Source organism: Cryobacterium adonitolivorans (genome assembly GCF_004402695.1).
GTDB classification, from domain to species: Bacteria; Actinomycetota; Actinomycetes; order Actinomycetales; family Microbacteriaceae; genus Cryobacterium; species Cryobacterium adonitolivorans.
This window is the reverse complement of record NZ_SOFL01000022.1, coordinates 21,357-41,043: the sequence shown is the minus strand read 5'-3', so window position 1 is coordinate 41,043 and position 19,687 is coordinate 21,357. Positions and strand designations below refer to the sequence as shown.

At 69.3% G+C, this 19,687-nt stretch carries 20 protein-coding genes; 11 read left to right on the top strand and 9 right to left on the bottom strand.

From position 1 onward, the window contains the following. Window positions 1-23 precede the first annotated feature (23 nt). Together E3O42_RS06485 and E3O42_RS06480 are read left to right on the top strand one after the other, a co-directional pair. Complete coding sequence (locus E3O42_RS06485) at window positions 24-248, top strand: DUF3107 domain-containing protein (RefSeq protein ID WP_130178210.1); 225 nt, start codon at window positions 24-26, stop codon at window positions 246-248. Window positions 249-255: 7 nt separating this feature from the next. Further along, window positions 256-558, top strand: coding sequence for a hypothetical protein (locus tag E3O42_RS06480; protein ID WP_134453158.1), 303 nt, complete (start codon window positions 256-258; stop codon window positions 556-558). 216 nt (window positions 559-774) lie between these two features. Here the strand turns inward: E3O42_RS06480 and E3O42_RS06475 are convergent, their stop codons facing one another. Beyond that, window positions 775-1,476 carry a ferritin-like fold-containing protein gene (locus tag E3O42_RS06475; RefSeq protein ID WP_241984676.1) on the bottom strand — a complete coding sequence of 234 codons (702 nt, stop codon included), beginning with the start codon at window positions 1,474-1,476 and terminating at the stop codon, window positions 775-777. Between the two features lie 183 nt (window positions 1,477-1,659). Here E3O42_RS06475 and E3O42_RS06470 point away from each other — a divergent pair, with 183 nt between their 5' ends. After that, window positions 1,660-3,150 carry a DEAD/DEAH box helicase gene (locus E3O42_RS06470; RefSeq protein ID WP_134453157.1) on the top strand — a complete coding sequence of 497 codons (1,491 nt, stop codon included), beginning with the start codon at window positions 1,660-1,662 and terminating at the stop codon, window positions 3,148-3,150. A gap of 177 nt (window positions 3,151-3,327) precedes the next feature. On the opposite strand, the gene E3O42_RS06465 is transcribed toward E3O42_RS06470, so the two are convergent. Continuing rightward, on the bottom strand, window positions 3,328-4,200 hold the full coding sequence (locus E3O42_RS06465) for a PHP domain-containing protein (protein ID WP_134453156.1): 873 nt from the start codon (window positions 4,198-4,200) through the stop codon (window positions 3,328-3,330). Between the two features lie 55 nt (window positions 4,201-4,255). On the opposite strand from E3O42_RS06465, the gene E3O42_RS06460 reads away from it, so the two are divergent. Both E3O42_RS06460 and E3O42_RS06455 read left to right on the top strand, forming a co-directional pair. After that, window positions 4,256-5,377: an endonuclease/exonuclease/phosphatase family protein gene (locus E3O42_RS06460; protein ID WP_134453155.1), complete on the top strand. Its 1,122-nt coding sequence runs from the start codon at window positions 4,256-4,258 to the stop codon at window positions 5,375-5,377. A gap of 63 nt (window positions 5,378-5,440) precedes the next feature. Continuing rightward, a complete protein-coding gene (locus tag E3O42_RS06455) occupies window positions 5,441-6,988 on the top strand; it encodes an aminopeptidase P family protein (protein WP_134453154.1) in 1,548 nt (515 codons plus the stop codon). Window positions 6,989-7,082: 94 nt separating this feature from the next. On the opposite strand, the gene E3O42_RS06450 is transcribed toward E3O42_RS06455, so the two are convergent. Then, window positions 7,083-7,769 (bottom strand): YflT domain-containing protein, encoded by a 687-nt coding sequence (locus E3O42_RS06450; protein WP_134453153.1) that lies wholly within the window; start codon window positions 7,767-7,769, stop codon window positions 7,083-7,085. A 179-nt stretch (window positions 7,770-7,948) separates the two neighbouring features. Between E3O42_RS06450 and E3O42_RS06445 the strand changes: the two genes are divergently transcribed. From E3O42_RS06445 to E3O42_RS06430, 4 genes are read left to right on the top strand one after another with little or no spacing between them, the layout of a single operon-like run. Next, the gene (locus E3O42_RS06445) at window positions 7,949-9,280 is read left to right on the top strand and encodes a magnesium transporter MgtE N-terminal domain-containing protein (protein WP_134453152.1); all 1,332 of its coding nucleotides are present in this window, start codon (window positions 7,949-7,951) and stop codon (window positions 9,278-9,280) included. After that, window positions 9,267-9,902 (top strand): DUF1003 domain-containing protein, encoded by a 636-nt coding sequence (locus E3O42_RS06440; RefSeq protein WP_134453151.1) that lies wholly within the window; start codon window positions 9,267-9,269, stop codon window positions 9,900-9,902. Before E3O42_RS06445 ends, E3O42_RS06440 begins: the two co-directional genes overlap by 14 nt. Further along, the gene (locus E3O42_RS06435) at window positions 9,895-11,064 is read left to right on the top strand and encodes a P-loop NTPase (RefSeq protein ID WP_241984675.1); all 1,170 of its coding nucleotides are present in this window, start codon (window positions 9,895-9,897) and stop codon (window positions 11,062-11,064) included. The genes E3O42_RS06440 and E3O42_RS06435 overlap by 8 nt, the downstream gene beginning before the upstream one ends. Before the next feature lie 44 nt (window positions 11,065-11,108). Then, window positions 11,109-12,674: a succinic semialdehyde dehydrogenase gene (locus tag E3O42_RS06430; RefSeq protein ID WP_174844228.1), complete on the top strand. Its 1,566-nt coding sequence runs from the start codon at window positions 11,109-11,111 to the stop codon at window positions 12,672-12,674. 57 nt (window positions 12,675-12,731) lie between these two features. On the opposite strand, the gene E3O42_RS06425 is transcribed toward E3O42_RS06430, so the two are convergent. Further along, complete coding sequence (locus E3O42_RS06425) at window positions 12,732-13,115, bottom strand: twin-arginine translocase TatA/TatE family subunit (RefSeq protein ID WP_134453149.1); 384 nt, start codon at window positions 13,113-13,115, stop codon at window positions 12,732-12,734. Window positions 13,116-13,203: 88 nt separating this feature from the next. Between E3O42_RS06425 and E3O42_RS06420 the strand changes: the two genes are divergently transcribed. After that, window positions 13,204-13,836 carry an O-methyltransferase gene (locus E3O42_RS06420; RefSeq protein WP_134453148.1) on the top strand — a complete coding sequence of 211 codons (633 nt, stop codon included), beginning with the start codon at window positions 13,204-13,206 and terminating at the stop codon, window positions 13,834-13,836. Between the two features lie 109 nt (window positions 13,837-13,945). Here E3O42_RS06420 and E3O42_RS06415 read toward each other — a convergent pair whose 3' ends face one another. The 3 genes from E3O42_RS06415 to dapE all read right to left on the bottom strand — a co-directional run bounded on the left by E3O42_RS06415 (window position 13,946) and on the right by dapE (window position 16,541). After that, on the bottom strand, window positions 13,946-14,122 hold the full coding sequence (locus E3O42_RS06415; protein ID WP_088457918.1) for a DUF3117 domain-containing protein: 177 nt from the start codon (window positions 14,120-14,122) through the stop codon (window positions 13,946-13,948). 62 nt (window positions 14,123-14,184) lie between these two features. Then, window positions 14,185-15,426 (bottom strand): hypothetical protein, encoded by a 1,242-nt coding sequence (locus E3O42_RS06410; protein ID WP_241984674.1) that lies wholly within the window; start codon window positions 15,424-15,426, stop codon window positions 14,185-14,187. Window positions 15,427-15,428: 2 nt separating this feature from the next. After that, the gene (dapE, locus tag E3O42_RS06405; protein ID WP_134453147.1) at window positions 15,429-16,541 is read right to left on the bottom strand and encodes a succinyl-diaminopimelate desuccinylase; all 1,113 of its coding nucleotides are present in this window, start codon (window positions 16,539-16,541) and stop codon (window positions 15,429-15,431) included. A 31-nt stretch (window positions 16,542-16,572) separates the two neighbouring features. Here dapE and dapD point away from each other — a divergent pair, with 31 nt between their 5' ends. Then, entirely contained in the window at window positions 16,573-17,556 is a 984-nt protein-coding gene (dapD, locus tag E3O42_RS06400) for a 2,3,4,5-tetrahydropyridine-2,6-dicarboxylate N-succinyltransferase (RefSeq protein ID WP_134453146.1), read from the top strand. 69 nt (window positions 17,557-17,625) lie between these two features. On the opposite strand, the gene E3O42_RS06395 is transcribed toward dapD, so the two are convergent. Together E3O42_RS06395 and E3O42_RS06390 are read right to left on the bottom strand one after the other, a co-directional pair. After that, window positions 17,626-18,921 carry a citrate synthase gene (locus E3O42_RS06395; protein WP_198414077.1) on the bottom strand — a complete coding sequence of 432 codons (1,296 nt, stop codon included), beginning with the start codon at window positions 18,919-18,921 and terminating at the stop codon, window positions 17,626-17,628. Window positions 18,922-19,228: 307 nt separating this feature from the next. Then, on the bottom strand, window positions 19,229-19,660 hold the full coding sequence (locus tag E3O42_RS06390) for a hypothetical protein (protein WP_134453145.1): 432 nt from the start codon (window positions 19,658-19,660) through the stop codon (window positions 19,229-19,231). Between the last annotated feature and the right edge of the window lie 27 nt (window positions 19,661-19,687).

The following is a 19,687-nucleotide window of genomic DNA, read 5'->3' as shown; positions in this document are numbered from 1 at the left end:
GTAGGCAACCGAAAGGCGCATCCGTGGACATTCGCATTGGCATTTTCAACTCCCCCCGGGAGATCAGCTTCGAGACGACCCAGCCCGCCAACGAGATCGAGGAGACCGTCGCTGCCGCCCTCGCTGGGCAGACCGGATACCTCAAGCTCAGTGACAAGAAGGGGCACGTGTACATCGTCCCCACCATCGGCCTCGCCTACGTCGAGCTGGGCTCCGAGTCCTCCCGCCGCGTCGGCTTCGTAGCCTAAACCTGCGATGGAGCTCCTGTTCGTCGCCCTCGGCGGCGCGCTGCTCGGTCTGGCCGCACGCTACGCCCTGCCCCGCCGCCTCACGCACGGTTCCGTGCTGGTGCCGGCCGTCGGCACGGGTGTCGCGTCGCTGGTCTGGGTCGTACTGACCTGGCTCGGCTGGGCGTGGGACGGCGGCTGGATCTGGTGGGTGTCCTTCGTGGTCGCCGCCATCGCAGCCGTTGTGGTGGATGTGCACCTGGGCCGTCGCCGCGAGGCCGCCGACCTGAAGATGCTGCACACAATCAGCCGGACCGGGCTGCCGGCGTAGCGACTCACTCGTCACTGACGACTGAGAACACCCCCATCGATCACGGTGGGGGTGTTTTTCGCGTCACCGCGAGCGGATGTGGGCGCACGCAAGTTCCCGGCCAGGAGGAACAGATCGGGTGAGTATGAAGCGGTGCGCTGCGCGGGTCGGGCACCGCTATGCGCCTGGCGCCACCGGCACGTACGTCGCCGACCCGAGGGTGTTCGCCACGCTGGGCTACGCCGTGAGGCCGAGGCCGTCCATCCGCCGGGTGTGCGCGGCGATCAGCTCGGTGAAGACCGGTTCAATGCGGGAGTCCTGCGTCACGGCCATGGCCGAGCGTGCCACGAGCAGGGTGTCGCCGACCAGGCGTCGACCCCACAGCGCCAGGCGGGATTCGAGCGCCGGCTGCGCGGCGATGGCCGCGGCGATCTCGTGCAGCAGCACGTCGGCGCCACCGTGCTCACCGAGCAGGTGGGCGATGCGCGGGCCGACATCGCCGGGCAGTGCGTCGGAGAGCCTGATGAAGAAGTCGTCCAGCAGCCCGCCGGTCAGGTAGCAGCTGAGCAGCAGCTCCTGCCAGTCCTCGCCGGCGGTGATCGCACGAAAGTTGTCCAGTGCGGGAACGAACGGTCCCATCACGCTGGCCGGCTCGCCGTCGCGGCGGCGGATCTCCTCAATGAGCCCGTGGTGTTTCGACAGTGCACGCCCGGCGGCCAGACTCAGGCCCTCCTTGGCGGCGAGGGTGGGGGCCGTGATGACCGCCGTCGACAGGCTCTCGAACATTCCCAGTTCGAAATACGCGGCCTGGCCGAGGTAGGTGAGCAGGTCCGGCACCAGTTCGGTGATGTCCACCTTCGTGGTGGCGCGCCGGTCGCCCCGAGCCGACAGCCGCGGCGTCTCTGCCCGATTCGGGCGTTCACCTAACCAGGAGATCACCTGCCAAGCATAGGTCCACGCCCCCGGCTTCGTTGCGAATAACGTGGCGGGTGCGGAGTGGCCAGGGGCTGTTGCCCAGGGGCGCACTATAGTCTGGTGTCATTCACCGGCGCAGGATCGGTGGACTTGCGCCTGAAGCAAAGACGGGCGCATCCCGCTTCGAGCTAGACAGGCAGTCAAAACGTGACCTTTTCCGAACTCAGTATTGACCAGGACATGGTCGAGGCCCTCGCCGCCAAGGGCATCCTCGAGCCGTTCCCCATCCAGACCCAGACGATTCCCCTCGCCCTCAGCGGCCAGGACATCATCGGCCAGGCCAAGACCGGTACCGGCAAGACCCTCGGCTTCGGTCTGCCGCTGATCCAGCGCCTCGGCCTGAACCCCGAGCCCGGTGTGCAGGCGCTCGTCGTCGTGCCCACCCGTGAGCTGTGCGTCCAGGTCAGTGAAGACCTCGAACTCGCCGCGAGCAACCGTGGCACCACCGTCGTCTCCATCTACGGCGGCAAGGCCTACGAGGGTCAGATCGAGCAGCTCAAGGCCGGCGCGCAGATCGTCGTCGGCACCCCTGGACGCCTGCTCGACCTCGCCAGCCAGCGCCTGCTCAGCCTCGCCAACGTGCGCGAGATGGTGCTCGACGAGGCCGACAAGATGCTCGACCTCGGCTTCCTCTCCGACATCGAGAAGCTGTTCTCGCAGACGCCGTCCACCCGCCACACGATGCTGTTCTCGGCCACCATGCCCGGCCCGATCGTGGCGCTGGCCCGCCGGTTCATGACCAAGCCCATCCACATCCGCGCGAGCGACCCCGACGAGGGCCTCATGCAGGCCAACATCGAGCACCTCGTGTACCGCGCCCACAACATGGACAAGGACGAGGTGATCGGCCGCATCCTGATGGCCGAGGGCCGCGGCAAGACGGTGATCTTCACCCGCACCAAGCGTGCCGCCGCGAAGCTCGTCGAAGAACTCGGCGACCGTGGCTTCAACGCCACTGCCGTGCACGGCGACCTCAACCAGGAGCAGCGCGAGCGCGCCATGGCGTCGTTCAAGGCCGGCAAGAAAGACATCCTGATCGCCACGGATGTCGCCGCGCGCGGCATCGACGTCGACGACGTCACCCACGTGATCAACCACACCATCCCCGAAGACGAGAAGGCCTACCTGCACCGCGTGGGCCGCACCGGTCGCGCCGGCAAGACCGGCATCGCGGTCACCTTCGTGGACTGGGATGACATGCCCAAGTGGACCCTGATCAACAAGGCCCTCGACTTCGGCACCCCCGAGCCGCAGGAGACCTACTCCTCGTCGCCGCACCTCTACACAGACCTGAAGATCCCCGCCGGTTCGAAGGGCCGCCTGCGTGCGACCCCGATCAAGGAGGCCGTCGCCGGCGCACCCACCGGACGCGACTCCGGTCGCGGCGGCCGCAGCGACAGCCGTTCAGGTGGCCGATCAGACGCACGCTCCGCCGATCGCTCGGGTTCGGCTCGCTCCGCCGACCAGGCTCCGCGCACCCGCGTGCGCGTGGGTTCGAGCACCAACCCGGATGCTCCCGCGGCCACCCCGGCGGCCGGCACGCACGACGGTGGCGGCTCCGAGCACCACGACGGCAACAGCGCGCCGCGTCGCCGCAGCCGCACTCGCCGCCGCTCCCCGCAGGCCCCCACGGCCTAACTCGCGCCGCCCTCGCATCGACCCGCCGCGAACGGCCCCGTGACCGCCCGTCACGGGGCCATTTGTCTCAACTCGGCGGCGGTTGCTGCGCCGACGTGCTTGGTATCGCCCCGTGCGCGCCCGTGAAGGGTACTTCGCGGCACGTCGCGAGTGGGGCGGAGCGACTCAGAAACGGGCTCACTCGGGGTAGACGGGCTCCGAGCCGTGACCCTGGGCGACGAGGCGCTCGAGCACCTCGGGGGTTGTGGTGTTCTCGCCGAGCCGGTTGGGCTTGCCCTCGCCGTGGTAGTCGCTGGAGCCGGTGATCGCCAGGCCGTATTTCACGGCGAGCATGGTGAGCCGGGCGGTGGCCTCCGGCTTGTTCTCCCGGTGCCGAAGCTCCAGGCCGAACAGCCCGGCATCCACCAGGGCGGCCAGCCTGCTCTCGGCCATGACGTCGGCGACACCGCGGGTGGCCGGATGTGCGATCACGGGCACTCCCCCGGCCGCACGCACCAGGGTCACCGCACGCAACGGGTCCGGCGCGTAGTGCGGCTGGAAGTAGCCGGCCTCCCAGTGCAGGATGCCGGCGAAGGCCTCGCTGCGGGTGAGCGCGAGCCCGTTGGCGACCAGGGCGTCCGCGATGTGCGGGCGTCCCACGGTGCCGCCGGTGGTGGTCTGGGCGAGCACATCGTCCCAGGTGAGCTCGTAGTCGGCGCCGATGCGGGCCACCATCTGCTCGGCACGGGTGAGCCTGGCCTTCCGGATGTGCGCGGTCTCGGCGACGATTCCGGCATCCGACGGGTCGAACAGGTAGGCCAACAGGTGGATGCTGGTGTGGCCGACACGGGTACTGAACTCCATGCCGGGGATCAGGGTGATGCCCGCGGTCCGGGCGGCCACCGAGGCCTCCGACCAGCCCGCCGTGGAGTCGTGGTCGGTGATCGCCATGGTGCCGAGGCCCGCGGCCGCGGCGGCGCGCACAAGCTGCGAGGGGGTCTCCGTGCCGTCGGAGACGCTGGAGTGGGTATGTAGGTCGATCGGACCTGTGGAACGCCGTTCGACTGCCATTCCCCCATGCTAGTTGGCGCGGGAATACAGCCTGGTCGCCTACAGTGACTCATCTATGCTCTCCTTCCTCTTTCGCACCGTCGTCGTGCTCGCGACCCTGGCCTTCCTCACCGTGCTGGCCTGGCCGGAGCTGGCCGGGCTGCAGAACGCCTGGGTCGTCGCGCACGCCGTGTCCTTCCGCGGCCTGGCCGTGGCGGTGGCCATCGCCCTGCTGGCGCTGCTGGCGATTCTGCTGCTCCTCGTGCGGCCGTTACGCGCCACCACGGCCCTGCTGATGGTGCTCCTGGTGGTCTTCGGGGCCGTCAATTCCGGCATCCTGCTGCACCGCGGTCTGGGCTCGGATGCGGCGGTCGCGGCCGTTGCGGCGAAGCCCGCCGATACCGACACCGCCTCCACGGGCCGTGCCGCCGACGCCGACGGGGCGATTACGGTATTGAGCTGGAACACCCTCGGCGACGCCCCCGGTGCCGGGGCCATCGCCGACCTCGCCATCGCCGAGGAGGCCGACGTGCTCACCCTTCCCGAGACGACCGAGGAAACCGGCGTGCTCGTCGCCGAGGCCATGCGTGCCGCCGGCCGGCCGATGTGGGTGCACACCGTCTCGTTCGACCTGATCTCCAAGGCGCGGTCGACGACCCTGCTGATCAGCCCGGAGCTCGGCGACTACACGGTCAGCTCGGCCGAGGGCTCCGGCCCGCCCGGCAACACCAATGTGCTGCCAACGGTCATCGCGGAGCCCGCGGACGGTGCCGGCCCGACGATCATCGCCGTGCACGCCGTCGCCCCGATCCGGTGGGAGATGGCCAACTGGAGATCCGACCTGGACTGGCTGGCCGAGCAGTGCAACGGCGAGACCGCCGGCGCCGGCGCCGGCGGCGTTGACGTCGGCGGCGTGATCATGGCGGGCGACTTCAACGCCACGATCGATCACTTCGCCGGGCGGGCCACCTCCGACGGCGCCGTCCTCGGCGACTGCCTGGATGCCGCCGCACTCTCCGGTTCCGGCGGGGTCGGCACCTGGCCGGCCTGGGCACCCAGCCTGCTCGGCGCCCCCATCGACCACGTCCTGGCCACCCCAGACTGGCAGGTCGAGCGCATGAACGTGATCGGCACGGAGGACACCGCCGGCAGCGATCACCGGCCCATTGTGGCGACGCTCTCGGCCGTCGCCGGGTAGGTGTATTGAGCTGGCAGTCGGGGAACCGGCGGGCTCTAAGCCAGCGGGTGGGAGAATGGACGAATGGCTGACTCCACCGACACCGACACCGCGCCCACCCCTCCCGCCCGCTCGAACGAGAACCGTTCGACCACGCCCGGCTCCGAGGGGTTCAAGGAGTACATCTCCAGCGGCTGGGCCGACCGCGCCGAAACCGTGCCGCCGCCCCGCGAGCAGGCCCCGTTCGCGGCCGCCCGGCGCGAGCGCGTCTCTCAGCAGCACCGCGGACATCGCCTGATCGTGCCGGCCGGGCGCCTCAAACAGCGCGCCAACGACACCGACTACGCGTTCCGCGCCCACTCCGCTTTCGCCCACCTCACCGGCTGGGGCAGCGACTCCGAGCCCGGCGCCGTGCTCGTGTTCGAACCGACCGCCACCGGCCATGAGACCACCGTGTACTTCCGGGAACGCGCCGGCCGCGACTCCGACGAGTTCTACGCCAACTCCGAGATCGGTGAGTTCTGGATCGGCCCGCGGCCCTCCATCGCCCAGGTCGCCGGCGACCTCGGCCTGGCCGTGCGCGGCATCGACGGCTTCGCCGAGGTGCTCCGCCGCGTCGACACCGAAACCCTGCTCGTACGCGAGGCCGACCCGTTCCTCACCGGCCAGGTCGACGACGCGCGCCTCCGCAACGCCGCCGAGAAGATGATCACCGGAAACGGCTCCGACGCCCCGTTCAGCATCGAGATCAACGACGCGCACGACGCGGATGCCGGGCTCTCCCGCGACCTGTCCGAGCTGCGCCTCGTGAAGGACGCCTACGAAATCGGCCAGATGCGCCTGGCCGTCGCGGCCACCGCCCGCGGTTTCGAAGACGTCATCCGCGACCTGCCCCGCTCCAGCACGCATCAGCGCGGTGAACGTCTGGTCGAAGGCGTCTTCAACACCCGCGCCAGGGCCGACGGCAACACCGTCGGCTACGACACCATCGCGGCATCCGGCTCGCACGCCTGCATCCTGCACTGGACCCGCAACGACGGCCCGGTTCTGGCAGGCGACGTCATGTTGCTGGATGCCGGCGTCGAGGTGGACAGCTACTACACCGCCGACATCACCCGCACCCTGCCGATCGATGGCACCTTCAGCGACGTGCAGCGCCGGGTGTACGACGCCGTCCGCGAGGCCGCGGACGCCGCGTTCCTCGTCGCCCGTCCCGGGGCGATCTTCCGGGAGGTGCACGCGGCCGCGATGGCCGTGATCGCCCGGCACACCGCAGCCTGGGGCATGCTGCCCGTGACGGCGGAGGAGGCGTTGCTGCCGGAAAACGGCCAGCACCGCCGCTACATGGTGCACGGCACCAGCCACCACCTCGGTCTCGACGTGCACGACTGCGCCCAGGCCCGCCGCGACATGTACATGGATGGCGTGATCGAGGCCGGCATGGTCTTCACGATCGAGCCGGGCCTGTACTTCCAGCCGGACGACCTCACCGTGCCCGCAGAGTACCGGGGCATCGGCGTGCGTATCGAAGACGACATCCTGATCACCCCGACCGGCGCCGAGAACCTCTCGGCCGGCATCCCCCGCGAGTCCGCCGCAGTCGAAGCCTGGATGGCGGCGCTCCAGGCGTAGACCTGTTGCCCGTGCGGACATCTGCGCCCGGTATGCGGGCCGCAGAAGTCCGTTTCGGCAACAGAAGCGGCCGGGCAGGCTGAGGCGAGCCCGGTTAGCGGGTCGGGTCGATCGGGCCGGAGACCGGCGGCTGAGGGTCCGACGGCACGCCCGCGGGCGGCGCCGACACCGGCGGGGCCGGCTGACCGTACGCGGGCGGCGCGGTCGGCTGGTCAGAGGGTGTCTCAACCGGCGGCTGGGGCGCGGACCGCGGCGGGTCAGACGGGTGCGGGGCCGCGGCGCCGACGGGCTCGACGCGACCGGCCAACAGGTTGCGGGCCTTGTTCAGCAGCTCCACATTCACGATCACCTGGTAATTGCCGGCGATCACCTGCATGGTCGAGGTGAAGTCCTTGCGCCGACGGTTGACGGCGTAGCTGACCAGGCCGAAGAGCATGCCGAACCCGGCGCCCATCAGCACGGCGGCGAACACGAACGGCAGGCCGGCCGCGTCAGGGGAGAAGATGAAGAACAGCAGGCCGAAGAACACCCCGAGCCACGCACCGGATGCCGCGCCGGCCAGCGCCACCCGGCTCCAGGTGAGCTTGCCCGTTACACGCTCAACGGTCTTGAGGTCGTTGCCCAGAATCGAGAGCTGCTTCACCGGGAAGTCGGCCTTGGCGAGGACGTCGACGGCCAGCTGGGCTTCGTTGTAGGTCTCATACGTCGCCACGACCTCACCCCTGGGCAGAACGGGGTACGCGGCGGCGGCGCGACCGCCGAATGGGCTTTGATTGGTCATGGAGCCATTCTTTCACGCCCACCGGGAATCCCCGATGAGGCTGCTGTGCATCGGTTGGGAGAATGGCCCGATGACCAGCCAAACGGGTGCGCCGCCCGCGCGGGCGAGCACCGGATCGGACGTTCACCCCGCCGTATCCGGCAGGCCGTCGCCCAGCCCGCACAAGCTAAGTTATAGGTGTGGCAAACACCAGAGTCTTCGTCGCCCGGCTGGCCGGGTGCAACGTCTTCGACCCCGCGGGCGACCGCGTGGGCAAGGTTCGCGATGTGCTCGTGGTCTATCGAAAAGACGACCCGCCCCGCGTGGTCGGCCTGATCGTCGAAATTCCCGGCAAGCGCCGCGTGTTCGTCTCCATCGGCCGGGTCACCAGCATCGGCAGCGGCCAGATCATCACCACCGGACTGATCAACGTGCGCCGTTTCGAGCAGCGCGGCGGCGAGGTGCGGGTGATCGCCGAGATGCTCGGCCGCCGGGTCGCGTTCAACGACGGTTCAGGCGAAGCCTCCATCGAGGACGTGGCCATCGAGGAGTCCGCCCAGGGCGACTGGGCCATCAGCCAGCTCTTCGTGCGCCGTCCCAAGACCAGTTCGTCGCCATTCACCAAGGGGGCAACGGCGTTCGCCAACTGGGCTGAGGTCTACGAGAAGGTCACGGCCGGCGAGGCCCAGTCGGCCGAGCAACTCATCGCCACCTACTCCGACATGAAGCCCGCCGACCTCGCAAACACCCTGCTCGACCTGCCGCGCCAGCGTATGTTCGAGGTGGCCGAGGAACTGCCGGACGGCCGCCTGGCGGACGTGCTCGAGGAGATGCCCGAAAGCGAGCAGGTGGGCATCCTCACCCGGCTCGGCGACTCGCGCGCCGCCGAGGTGCTCGACCACATGCAGCCCGACGACGCGGCCGACCTCATCGCGCAGCTGCCCGAGGAGCGCGGCGAGCACCTGCTCGACCTGATGGAGCCCGAGGAAGCCGACGACGTCCGGTTCCTGCTCTCCTACGCCCCCGACACCGCCGGTGGCCTGATGACCACCGAGCCGATCATCGTCTCGGCCGACGCCACCGTGGCGGAGGGCCTGGCCCTCATCCGCCGGCACGACCTCGCGCCCGCTCTGGGCGCCGCGATCTGCGTCACCCTGCCGCCGTACGAACCGCCCACCGGCCGGTTCCTGGGCATGGTGCACTTCCAACGGATGCTGCGCTACCCGCCGCACGAGCGTCTCGGCACGCTGCTCGACCTGGGCCTGGAACCCGTCACGGCGGACACCTCGGCGGCCGAAGTCAGCCGCATCCTCGCCAGCTACGACCTGGTCTCTGTTCCCGTGGTCGACGAAAACCACCGCCTCGTCGGGGTGGTGACGATTGATGACGTGCTCGACTACCTGCTGCCGGACGACTGGCGTAGTCACGACGACGGCGATGAGGTACGTAAACGTGCCACGGCGAGAACCCAGCTGGTAACTGGAAGCATCCCGCTGCCGGGAGTACGGAGGCACGGCAATGGCACGCGCTAACAAGTCAGAGCTGCGCCTCGACACGCCCAAGGGCCTGCGCACCACCAACCTCGTCGGCCGCAAGCGCGGTGGGCGCAGCAACGACAGGTTCGGCCGGTTCACCGAGGCCATCGCCCGCGGCATGGGCACACCCTGGTTCCTGCTGGGCCTGACCGCCCTCGTCGTCTTCTGGGTCGGCTGGAACACCCTCTCCCCCGAGGGCCTCCGCTTCGACTCCATCGAGCTGGGCTTCATCGCGCTCACCCTGGTGCTGTCGCTGCAGGCTTCCTACGCGGCACCGCTGATCCTGCTCGCGCAGAACCGGCAGGACGACCGTGACCGGGTGCAGTTCGAACAGGACCGCCAGCGCGCCGAACGCAACCTGGCCGACACCGAGTACCTCGCCCGCGAGGTCGTGGCGCTGCGCCTGGGCATGAAGGACCTCGCCTCGAAAGACTTCCTGCGCGCCGAACTGCGCGCCCTGCTCGACAACCTCGACCAGCGCGACGAACAGGAACGCCGCGAACGCGAGGCCGCCAGGGACCGGGACAGCCGGGAGCTGGAAAGCCGGGAACGTGAGGCCAGTCCTCGCGACAGCCGGGGCACTGCCACCGCCCCGCGCGAGGTGCACCCGTTTGACTGAGGACCGCTCGGCCGACGACCGGGTGCATTCCGCTCTCGCGCGCGTCATCGACCCCGAGATCCGCAAACCCATCACCGAACTCGACATGGTCTCCGGCGTCACGATCGACGCCGACGGCGGCGCAACGGTGAGCATCCGCCTCACCATCGCCGGCTGCCCCGCGGCGACCCGTATAGAAACGGATGTGCGCGAGGCCGCCGAGTCCGTCGTCGGTGCGGGCCTGGCCCGGGTGGTGGTCTCGGTGATGACTCCGGAGCAGCGCCGGGCCATGACCGAGAAGCTGCGTGGCGGACAGGGTGCCCGCAGCCTGCAGTTCTCTCCCGACACGCTCACCCAGATCTACGCCATCACCAGCGGCAAGGGAGGCGTGGGCAAGTCCACCGTCACGGCCAACCTCGCCGTGGCCCTCGCCGCGCGAGGCCTGCGCGTTGGCATCGTCGACGCCGACGTGTACGGCTTCTCGATCCCCGGCCTGCTCGGCCTGGTCACCCCGCCGGCGACCCCCGGCGGCCAGCCCGGCATGGTCAAGCCCACCCAGGTGGGCGACATGATCCTGCCGCCGATCGGCTTCGACGTGAAGGTCATCTCGATCGGCATGTTCGTCGACGACACCTCGGTGGCCGTCGCCTGGCGCGGGCCGATGCTGCACCGCACCATCACCCAGTTCCTCACCGAGGTGTACTTCGGCGACCTCGACATCCTGTTGCTCGACCTGCCGCCGGGCACCGGCGACATCGCAATCTCGGTGGGCCAGCTGTTGCCGCACGCCGAGGTCATCGTGGTCACCACCCCGCAGCCGGCCGCGTCCGACATCTCCGAGCGGAGCGGCGCCGTCGCCAGGCAGACCGGCCAGAAGATCTACGGTGTGATCGAGAACATGTCGGGGCTGATGCAGCCCGACGGCACCCTGCTGGAGATCTTCGGCGCCGGCGGCGGCGTCGACGTGGCCGCCCGGCTCTCGGCGGGCCAGGACAGCTCGGTGCCCCTGCTCGGCCAGGTGCCGCTCAGCGTGGCCCTGCGCACCGGCGGTGACACCGGGCTGCCGGTGGTGCTCGGTGACCCCACCGACCCGGCCGCCGTGGCCATTCAGGCCATCGCCGCCACCCTGGCCACCAGGGGCCGCGGCCTGGCCGGGCTGAGCCTGGGCATCAGCCCGCGCTGAGCGTACCCGGCGCCCGCTCGGTAAGCCTGTCTAAACTGACCAGCATGACTGCGCCAACGCTGACCGCAACCGCCCCGGCACTCCCGTTCACCGCCGAACTGGCCCGCGACATCTGCTCGACGACGGGTGAGACCGTGAGCGTCATCGGCCCCTTCACCGGGGGGCCGCTGCACGCCCTGCCGGTGAGCAGCTCCGTCGATGTGGCGGATGCGTACGCCCGCGCCCGCCTCGCTCAGATCGGTTGGGCCCGCGCCGGTTTCGCGCACCGCCGGGCGGTGCTCCTGCGCGCCCACGACCTGCTGCTCGCCCGCCGCGAGGGGCTTCTGGACACCCTGCAGACCGAGACCGGCAAGACCCGCGGGCAGGCGTTCGAGGAGGTCTTCCAGGCCGCCGGCGTCACCCGGTACAACGCCCTGGCCGCCCGCAGGGTGCTCGGCGGTGAATCGCGCCGCTCCGGCCTGCCCGTCATGGTCACCACCCGGGTGCGCTACCGGCCCAAGGGCGTCGCCGGAGTCATCACGCCGTGGAACTTCCCGCTGAGCCTGGCCGCGATGGACGTGGTTCCCGCGCTGGCCGCCGGCTGCGGGGTCGTGCAGAAGGCCGACAACCAGGGCGCGCTGAGCATCCTGCTGCTGCGCCGCGCCTTCATCGACGCCGGCGTGCCCGCCGACCTGTGGGCCGTGGTGACCGGCGACGGCGCCGAGATCGGCGGGGCCGTCACCGCCGGGGCGGACTTCGTCTGCTTCACCGGGTCGACCGCCACCGGGCTCCGGGTGGGAGCCCAGGCGGCAAGCACCCTCACCGGGGCGTCGCTCGAGCTGGGCGGCAAGAACCCGATGATCGTGCTGGACGATGTCGACCCGCACCGCGCCGCCGCCCAGGCCGCGTACGCCTGCTTTTCCTCACTGGGTCAGCTGTGCGTGTCGATCGAGCGCATCTATGTGCAACGCGGTGTGCACGAGCAGTTCCTGCGCGAGTTCGTCACGGTCACCCGCGCCCTGCTGCTGGGCTCCGGCCTCGACTATTCGGCGGATGTGGGCTCGCTCACCTCGCAGGCTCAGCTGGAGCGGGTCACAGAGCACGTCGCCGACGCGGTCGCCCACGGTGCCACCGTGCGGGCCGGCGGGCGCGCCAGGCCCGACCTCGGACCGTATTTCTTCGAACCGACCATTCTCACCGGTGTCACGCCCGGCATGCACTGCTACGCCGGCGAGACGTTCGGCCCGGTGGTGGCGGTCTCGGTCGTCGACTCGGAGCAGGAGGCCATCCTCGCCGCCAACGACAGCGACTACGGGCTCAACGCGTCGGTGCTCAGCGGCTCCGCCCGGCGTGGCCTGCGGGTCGCCGAGGCGCTGGAGGCCGGCAGCGTGAACGTCAACGAGGGCTATCGCGGGTCATTCTCCGCCGTCGACGCCCCGATGGGCGGCGTGAAGGACTCCGGCCTCGGCCGGCGCAACGGACCGGAGGGCCTGTTGCGCTTCGTGAACCCGGTCACGATCTCCCGGGCCACGGGAGTACTCACGCTGCCCGTCACCGGGCGGCAATTCGGCCGGATGGTGACCCCGATGCTCCTCCTGGCACGCGCCCTAAAGACGGCAAGGCGGCGCTAGCCGCCCCCGCCGCGCCGAGTTGCCCTCCTGGGGACAGTGGGGCAACTCGGCAACAGGCTAGGTGGCCTCGGAGTCGAACGGCGCGGGTCCGGTCAAGGCGCCCTCGCGGGCACGCTTGCGCTGCGAATAGGCGCCGTCCGGGTCCGGGCCGGTGCGGCCGACGACGGCGGACTGGCCCTTCACCGGCTCGTCTTCGATGAGGGCTTCCCGGATGATCCGGCGCGGGTCATACTGTCGCGGGTCGAGTTTCTTCCAGTCGACGTCGTCGAATTCCGGGCCCATCTCGTCTTTCATGCGGTCCTTGGCGCCGTTGGCCATGTCGCGAAGCTGGCGCACCAGCCGGCCGAGTTGGGCCGCGTAGTGCGGCAACTTCTCGGGTCCGAGCAGGAAGACGGCGATGATCCCAATGAGCAGGAGTTTCTCGAACGTCAGACCGAACATGCCCTCAGAATATCCCCCCGGCGAGGCATCCCCGAACCACGGGCTGCACGGCCGTAGTCTTGACCTAATCATCTACTGGAGTTGCGGAATGTCTGACAAAGATCTGAATTGGAAATTCGCCGACGACTCGGTGGTGGAGAGCGACGCCCTGGCACGAGCCCGGCAGCAGTCCCTCGAGCTCGGCATCGACGCCATCGCCCCCTCGGTGGGCGCTCAGTCTGCCGTGATCGCCGCAGCGACCGGCGCCCGCAGCATCCTCGAGGTCGGCACCGGAGCCGGCGTGTCCGGCATCTGGCTGCTCACGGGCGCCCCCGGCGCCACCCTCACGTCGATCGACATCGAGGTCGATCACCTGCAGCACGCCAAGGCCAACTTCCACGAGGCGGGCATCCCCACCAACCGGGTGCGCCTCATCACCGGTCGCGCCGCCGAGGTGCTGCCGCGCATGAACGAGAATTCCTACGACATCGTGTTCGTGGATGCCGACCCGCAGTCGGTCATCGAGTACGTCGAGCACGGCCTGCGCCTGGCTCGGCCAGGCGGCACGGTCCTGGTGGCGCACGCGCTCTGGCGCGGCCGCGTGGCCGACCCCGTGCAGCGCGACGACGTTGCCACCGGCTTCCGCACCCTGCTCAACGAGATCGCCACGTCAAAGGCCGTCATCAGCGCGCTCTCCCCCGTCGGCGACGGCCTGCTGCAGATCACGAAGCTGCGCGCCTGACCGTTCCCACCGGGGTCCGCGGGTCTGCGTTGACGGCCCGCGGATACAGCGATCGGCTGTGCGGAGAACCACACAGCCGATCAGCTTAAAGACTCGTCTTACAGAATTGCTACACGGCCGGGGCGACTACACCGGCGAGCGCATCGTGAAGCTCCTTGGCTTCTGCGTCGTTCACAGAGACGACGAGCCGACCCCCACCTTCGAGCGGTACACGCACGATGATCAGGCGCCCCTCCTTTACAGCCTCCATTGGTCCGTCTCCGGTCCGTGGCTTCATGGCCGCCATGAACTCCCCTTCCATTCGTAGTCTGTACTCCTATTATCGACCATTCGGCCGTCAGACAGTAATTAGGGCGGTGTCCAATCCGCTCCGTCCACGCCCCAGCAGAGCAAAAGCCAGCCCCACTGGCCGCAGATCAGCCCCAGTGTGACCACAACGCGGTACACGACGTTGCGCGGCCGGGCGAGCGCGCCTACCAACGGGAACATCGGCATCAGCAACCTGAACACACTCGATTGCGGAAAGAACACCGCCAGCAGGTAGAGCGCGTACGAGACCACCCAGAGCCGCAGGTCCACACCGAGGCTCTTCACCGCCGGCGAGAACATCATCAGCGTGAAGGCGATGATCAGCGCGAGCACGGCGATGATGCCCAGCGGCGCCCCGAGCCACCAGACCCCGCTCTGGAACCAGGCCGCGAACGGCACCAGCTCCCGGTAGCCGATGTACGCCGACCGCCAGGACAGTTCGGTGTCGGTGTAGGCGGTGATCGACCCCGTCACCAGCCAGGCGATCCCCGGCCAGGCCAGGCCCATCACCCCACTGAAGACGGCCACGGATGACGCGGTGGCCGCTTCGCGCACCGGGAACGGGTCGCGGGTGCGGCTGTACCAGCGGTAGCCGACGTGCAGGGCTAGGAACAGGGCGAACGCCAGCCCGCTGGGCCGGGTCAGGGCCATCACGGCGATCACGGGTACCAGCACCAGGTAGCGCCGTTCCAGCACGAGCAGCAGCGCCAGGGTGAGCAGCAGAAGCTGCATCGACTCGGCGTAGCCGAACTGCAGCAGCGGTGACAGCGGGGCGACGCAGAACAGCACCACCGAGAACAGCGCCGTCGACTGCGGCTGCACCCGCCGCATCAGCCGGAAGAAGAGCAACGCGGTGCCGAGACTGCAGACCACCGACACGAACACCGCCACCGGCGCCCAGGGCGCCCCCGTGAGCACTGTGAGCAGGCGCACCACCACCGGGTAGCCCGGCATAAAGGCCCAGGCGTTCTCGCCGACGTGGCCGTCCGCGGTGAGCGGCAGCGCCGACGGGTAGCCGCCGACGCCGACGATGTTGTACCAGAGGCCGTCCCACATGGTGGCGAACGCCGCATAATCGGGCCGGGCCTGAGTCCAGGCGTTCTGACCCTGCACGCTCGCCAGCACCAATACCAGCGAGGTGGTCACCACCCGGGACACCAGCCAGATGGCGAGAACCTTCAGCCACCACGGCACCAGCCGGTACCGGGCCCGCCACCGGGCCGGCAGGGCGCCGGCGAGACCTCGGCGGACCGGCCGGGCCGGTGAGCGGGTCGGCGTCACGGTCAGCCGATGGGCGCGGTCAGCCAGGCGCGCAGGGCGTCCTCGCAGTCGGTGATCTGGGTCAGCGCCACCCGCTCGTCGTCTGCGTGCGCCTTGAGCGGGTCGCCGGGACCGTAGTTCACGGCCGGGATGCCCAGGGCCGAGAACCTGGCGACGTCGGTCCAGCCGTACTTGGGGCGCGGTTCCGCGCCCACGGCCTCGAGGAACTTCAGGGCAAGCGGGGCGTCCAGGCCGGGGCGGGCGCCCTCGGCGAGGTCGACCACGGTGATGTCGAAGCCGGCGAACAGCTCCTCCAGGTGGGCAACGGCCTCGGCGGCCGTGCGGCTGGGCGCGAACCTGTAGTTCACGTGCACCATGCACTCGTCGGGGATGACGTTGCCGGCGATGCCGCCGCTGATCCCCACGGCGTTCAGGCCCTCACGGTAGACCAGGCCCTCCACCTCCACCTCACGCGGCGTGTAGCCGGCGAGGATGTCGAGGATCGGGGCGGCCTTGTGGATAGCGTTCTCGCCCACCCAGGCGCGGGCGGAGTGTGCCCGCCTGCCGAAGGTGCGCACCTCGATGCGCACGTTGCCGTTGCAGCCGCCCTCGACCTGGCTGTTGCTCGGTTCGCCGAGGATGGCGAAGTCGCCCTCGAACAGGTCGGGACGATTCGCTGCCAGCCGGCCCAGGCCGTTGAGATCGGCGTTGACCTCTTCGTGGTCGTACCACATCCAGGTCAGGTCGACGCTGGTGTCGGTGAGCTCGGCGGCCAGCTTGAGCTGCACGGCAACACCGGCCTTCATGTCCACGGTGCCGCGGCCCCAGAGGTAGTCGACGTCGTCGACGGTCTCGAACCGGGTGGGCAGGTTGTCGTTCAGCGGCACGGTGTCGATGTGTCCGGCGATCACCACGCGCTGGGCGCGGCCCAGGTTGGTGCGGGCCACGATGGTGTCACCGTCGCGGATGACCTCCAGGTGTGCGGAGCCGGCCAGGGCGGCCTCGATCGCGTCAGCGAGCGGTGTCTCGTTGCCGGACACCGACTCGGCATCGCAGAGGGCGCGGGTCAGCTCGATCGACGACGTGGTCAGGTCGAGGGCGGGAACGGACGGGTCTACGGTTCGGTCTGAGGGCACTCTCCTAATCTACGGCTACTAATCTAGAGCCATGGTCACCGCCCCTCCCCCCGCAGAAAAGTCAGACTCCACCACGAACGCCTGGGGGTATGGCCTGGCCACTATCGCCGGTGACGGCACGGTGCTCGACACCTGGTTCCCGGCGCCGAAGCTGGGCGCGCTGCCCGCCGACCGCGACCGGTGGATCGTGCCCACCGAGCTGGAGGAGGCCGCGGGGCCCGACGCCCGCCGCAACGTGCGCCTCGAGGCCGTCACCGTGGAGATCGACCTGCAGGCGCCCCCGGCGAGCACCTCGGATGCCTACCTGCGCCTGCACCTGCTCTCCCACCTGCTGGTCAAGCCGAACACCCTCAACCTCGACGGCATCTTCGGCCACCTGCCCAACGTGGTCTGGACCAACGCCGGCCCGGTGCTGCCCGCCGACTTCGACCGCCTGCGGCCGTCGTTGCAGCGCCACGGCATCGCCGCCACTGGTCTGGACAAGTTCCCGCCGCTGCTCAACTACGTCTCGCCAGAGCGGGTGCGCATCGCCGACGCGTCCAGGGTGCGCCTGGGCGCCTACCTGTCCCCCGGCACCACCGTCATGCACGAGGGCTTCGTGAACTTCAACGCCGGCACCCTGGGCGTCTCGATGGTCGAGGGCCGGGTGTCACAGGGCGTCGTGGTGGGTGACGGCGCCGACATCGGCGGTGGCGCATCCATCATGGGCACGCTCTCCGGCGGCGGCACCCAGCGGGTCACCATCGGGCAGCGGGCCCTGCTCGGCGCCAACTCGGGCATCGGCATCTCGATCGGCGACGACTCCGTCGTTGAGGCGGGCCTGTACGTCACCGCCGGCACCAAGGTGGTGCTGCTGGATGCCGCGCGCACGGCGGACGGCGCCCCTCGCACGGCCAAGGCCAAGGACCTCTCCGGCGTGCCGAACCTGCTCTTCCGCCGCAATTCCCTCACCGGAGCGGTCGAGGTGCTCCCCCGCACGGCCGGCATCGTCCTGAACGCAGTGCTGCACGCGTAATTGGCCCCGAGCTGTGAGAAAAGCCCCTTCCCGGACGCCGGGAGGGGGCTTTTCTCACAGTTCGCGAGCCTAGGCGACCGGGTAGTCGCGGGCGACCGAACCCGTGTACAGCTGCTGCGGGCGGCCGATCTTGGTGGTCGGGTCCTGATTCATCTCACGCCAGTGCGCGATCCAGCCCGGCAGCCGGCCGATGGCGAACAGCACCGTGAACATGCGCGGCGGGAAGCCCATCGCCTTGTAGATCACGCCAGTGTAGAAGTCCACGTTGGGGTAGAGCTTGCGCTCCTTGAAGTAGTCGTCGTTCAGGGCGATGAACTCGAGTTCCTTGGCGATGTCAAGCAGATCGTCCTTCACGCCGAGGGCTTCGAGCACGGCGTCAGCGCTCTCCTTGACCAGCTTGGCGCGCGGGTCGTAGTTCTTGTAGACCCGATGGCCGAAGCCCATCAGGCGCACGCCGGCTTCCTTGTTTTTGACGCGCTCGACGTACTTCTGCACGCCCTCACCCGAGGCCTTGATCTCGTGGAGCATGGTGAGCACGGCCTCGTTGGCACCGCCGTGCAGCGGGCCGGAGAGGGCGTTGATGCCTCCGGAGACGGAGGCGAACAGGTTGGCCTCGGTGGAACCGACCAGGCGCACGGCCGAGGTGGACGCGTTCTGCTCGTGGTCTTCGTGCAGCATCAGCAGGCGTTCGAGCGCCTTGCTCACGACGGGGTTCACCACGTACGGCTCGGCGAGGGTGCCGAAGTTGAGCTTGATGAAGTTGTCCACAAAGCTCAGCGAGTTGTCCGGGTACAGGAACGCGTGGCCGATGCTCTTCTTGTGTGCGTAGGCGGCCATCACCGGCAGCTTCGCGAGCAGCCGGATCATGGACAGCTCGACCTGCTCGGGATCCTTGGGGTCCAGGGAGTCCTGATAGTAGGTCGACAGCGCCGACACGCCGGCCGAGAGCACCGACATCGGGTGCGCGTTGTGCGGCAGCGCGTCGTAGAAGCGGCGCAGGTCTTCGTGCAGCAGGGTGTGGCGACGGATGCGGGTGTCGAACCCGCTCAGTTCGCTTGCGCTGGGCAGTTCGCCGTAGATCAGCAGCCATGCGGTCTCGAGGAAGCTGGAGTTCTGGGCGATCTGCTCGATCGGGTAGCCCCGGTAACGCAGGATCCCGTGCTCACCGTCGATGTACGTGATGGCTGACTTCGTCGCCGCCGTGTTCACGAATCCGGAATCGAAGGTGGTGTAGCCGGTCTGCTTGGTCAGCGTCGCGATGTCAATGCTGGACGGGCCGTCGGTGCTGCCCAGGATCGGGAACTGCGCCGTGCCCCCCGGGTAGGTCAGAGTGGCCACCGGCGCACTCGGTACGGGCCGATCGATGAACTGCGACTCATTGGATGGTGTTCGCTGCGCGACGTCGCTCACGGCGCCTCCCTGGATTTCAAAGCCTTGCGGCTGTTGGTCTGTGGTGGTCCGCCGCAGCACGCTCGTGGTGCTTGGCAACGATAACCCGCTTACAGCCTATTCCGCCGAGGGGCATACTGTTGCATCCGCCAATATCGACCAGAGTCCATTGGCCCTTGGCCACAGCCGGCTCCTCGGTTCCAGCACCCTGTTTCCCGGCCACCGCCGCCCCGGAAACCACCAGGGCCGAAGGACCCCGATGTCCGCCGACCTGACCTTCTGCTCAGTGGGTCGGGCGGGTCAGGCCGAAACGGTAGGCCTCGTCGAGCACCGCGCTCCAGGCGCCCACCCCAACCTCGGCTGGCAGCCGCACCCACTGGCGCATCGTGCGCCGGCCCATCACGACGGGCCCGCCGGTGTGCTGGGACACCAACTCCCGCACCCGTGATTCCGGGACCTTGGCGACGAGGTCACCGTTGCGGCCGATGAACGCGAAGACCTTCTGGTGCACCTTCACGCCGTGACCGTTGAACATCTTCCCCCGCGTCACGGGCGGATGAACGGGCAGTTCGGACACGAGCGCGTACAGCGCCCCGACGCTCACCCCATAGCTGTTGTCGAGCGGAGCGCTGTCGTCGAGCGGAGCGCTGTCGTCGAGCGGAGCGCTGTCGTCGAGTGGAGCGCTGTCGTCGACCGGATTCGCAGTGTCAGCCATGGCCCCAGCCTAGGCAGGCCGACGCTC